Source organism: Falsiroseomonas oryzae, from assembly GCF_027856955.1.
GTDB classification, from domain to species: Bacteria; Pseudomonadota; Alphaproteobacteria; order Acetobacterales; family Acetobacteraceae; genus Falsiroseomonas; species Falsiroseomonas oryzae.
Window position 1 is genome coordinate 1 of the sequence record NZ_JAPSMD010000623.1, and the last position, 2,453, is coordinate 2,453.

At 73.3% G+C, this 2,453-nt stretch carries 2 protein-coding genes; one reads left to right on the forward strand and one right to left on the reverse strand.

What is annotated here, in order from left to right; translation table 11 throughout:
- Positions 1-959: exosortase A (gene xrtA / locus OZN99_RS29745; protein ID WP_270938827.1), on the reverse strand; the 959-nt coding region annotated here is incomplete at its 3' end.
- A gap of 272 nt (positions 960-1,231) precedes the next feature.
- Here xrtA and OZN99_RS29750 point away from each other — a divergent pair.
- Positions 1,232-2,440: a glycosyltransferase family 4 protein gene (locus OZN99_RS29750; RefSeq protein WP_270938828.1), complete on the forward strand. Its 1,209-nt coding sequence runs from the start codon at positions 1,232-1,234 to the stop codon at positions 2,438-2,440.
- The last annotated feature ends 13 nt before the right edge of the window (positions 2,441-2,453 follow it).

Here is a 2,453-nt window from a genome sequence, read left to right on the forward strand (position 1 = left end):
GCCGCCACGGCGGCTGCGGCCACCGCCGCCGAGCGCGGCGGGCTCATCGCGGCCTGCGGCGGCGCCCGGCGCGGATCCGGCGCGCCATCCTCCCGGAAGGGCAGCCCGATCACGATCAGCAGCAGCATGACGAAGGAGAAAAAGACCCAGCCATAGATGATGTGGTCCGCCGCCGCTGCCTCCGCGCTGCCGAGGTAGTGGCCGAGCAGCACGATGCCGAAGGCCCGGAAGCCGTTGGCCACGATGGGCACGACGAGGGCCAGCACCATCACCAGCGCGCGCCGGCCGGGGCTGCGGAACATCACCATGGCGTACAGCGCGCCGAAGGCCAGCGCGGCGATCAGGAAGCGCAGCCCGGCGCAGGCCTCCGCCACCAGGAAGACGCCGGCCGGCGTCTCGATGATCAGGTCGTCCACGTAGTGCGGGATGCTCGTCGCATCGAGCAGGACGTCGATCATCCACGCCGTGATCTTCTGCAGCGCCGGCGTGGCGAAGGCGCCGAAGGGGACCAGGAAGACCAGGTAGATCAGCGGCGAGGCTATGGCGAGGCAGATGCGCCAGCCCAGGACCGACAGCATCAGCACATAGAACAGGCCGAGCGCGGTGAGCTGGCGCCCTTCCATGATGCCGAGCCGTTCCGCCAGCAGCCAGGCGAGGCCGGCCGGGATGCCGAGCAGCGCGAAGAGCGGCGCCGGGCGGGGCTGCATGCCCCGCAGCCGGTCCCGGCGCTGCCAGGCCAGCCAGATCGCGATCGGCAGCACCAGCCAGCAATGGTTGTAGGCGGCGGAACTGTCCCAGATGCGCACCGCCGCCGCCACCTCGTCGGCGAAGAGGTAGCCGAGGCCGGCCACGCCCAGGGCGAGCAGGATCAGGGTCGGCCGCCAGCCGGCGGAGGCATCGCCGCCCGGCAGGGCCACGTCATCACCCTGCAGGCTGCCGGGCGGAAGGGGGCGGGCCATGGCGCGGGTCCTAGTCGGAATGGGCCGATGGTGCGGCAGGCAGCATCGGGGTCATGTCGCGGATCCTCCCTTGCCTGCGGCCTGGCGCCGGCCGCGGGCCTGCCGGGACGCCGTGGCGGCGCCCGGGTGCCCGTCTCGGCGGCTGCCGCGTCCTGCTCGATCGGGGCGAGACCATTTCATAGCTTGAGATGCTTCCCAGAGAGTAGCCCTCAGAGTAGAGGATTTTGCGCTTAAGGTTGAGTTGGGGGTCCCGGGTGCACGATGGCGTGATCGTGGGTGCCGACCGGATCCCCTCCGCATCGCCGCACGGCGGCGCAGGAGCAGGCCCGCTGCGGATCCTCTACAGCCACCGCATCCAGTCCCGCGACGGCCAGGCCGTCCATCTGGAAGCCCTGGTCGGCGCCTTGCGCGGACAGGGGCATGAGGTCCGCGTCGTGGGCCCTTCCGCCTTCGAGACGGCGAACGAGGCCAAGGGCGGCGGCGCCGGTCTGACCGCCACGTTGCGCCGCATCCTGCCGCCCGGCCTCTCGGAGCTGGCGGAACTCGCCTACAGCATCCCCGCCTATCTGCGCCTCGCCCGCGCGGCGGCCGAGTTCCGGCCTGACGTGATCTACGAGCGCTACAACCTGTTCTACCTCTCCGGCGCCTGGCTCGCCCGCCGGCTGCGCATCCCCTTCCTGGTCGAGGTCAACGCCCCGCTGGCCGAGGAGCGTGCCCGCTTCGGCAACCTCCGGCTGCAACGCCTGGCGCGCTGGAGCGAGGCTTTCGTCTGGCGCAGCGCCGACCGCACGCTGCCGGTGACCGAGGTGCTGGCCGGCCATGTCGAGGCCGCCGGCGCCGCGCGGGACCGGACCGTGGTGATCCCCAACGGCATCCACCTGGAGGAATTCCCCGCCCCCGGCCCGGAGCCGGCTGACAAGCCGGAACTCGTCCTGGGGTTCGTCGGCTTCGTGCGCGACTGGCACGGCATGGACGCGGTGGTGCGCGCCATCGCCGCCTGGCAGGGCACGCCGCGCCTCTCGCTGCTGGTGGTCGGCGAAGGCCCGGCCCGGCCGGGGCTGGAGGCGCTGGCCGCCGGGCTCGGCATCGCCGACCGCGTCCGCTTCACCGGGCTCGCCCCGCGGGAGGAGGTGCCAGGCCTGATCGCCGGCTTCGACATCGCGCTGCAGCCCGCCGCCGTGCCCTATGCCTCGCCGCTCAAGGTCTTCGAATACATGGCGGCGGCGCGTCCCATCGTCGCGCCGGACCAGCCCAACCTGCGCGAGGTGCTGGAGCACGACCGCACCGCGCTGCTGTTCGACCCTGCCCGCCCCGGCGCGATGTGGGACGCGGTGCTGCGCCTGGCGACCGACCCCGCCCTGCGCGCCCGCCTGGGCGCTGCCGCCCGTGCCGAGGTGCTGGCCCGCGACCTGACCTGGGAGGGCAACGCCCGCCGCGTCGCCGCCCTGGCCGAGGCGGAGCGCCAGCGCCCCCGCCGATGAGCGGAGCGCCGGA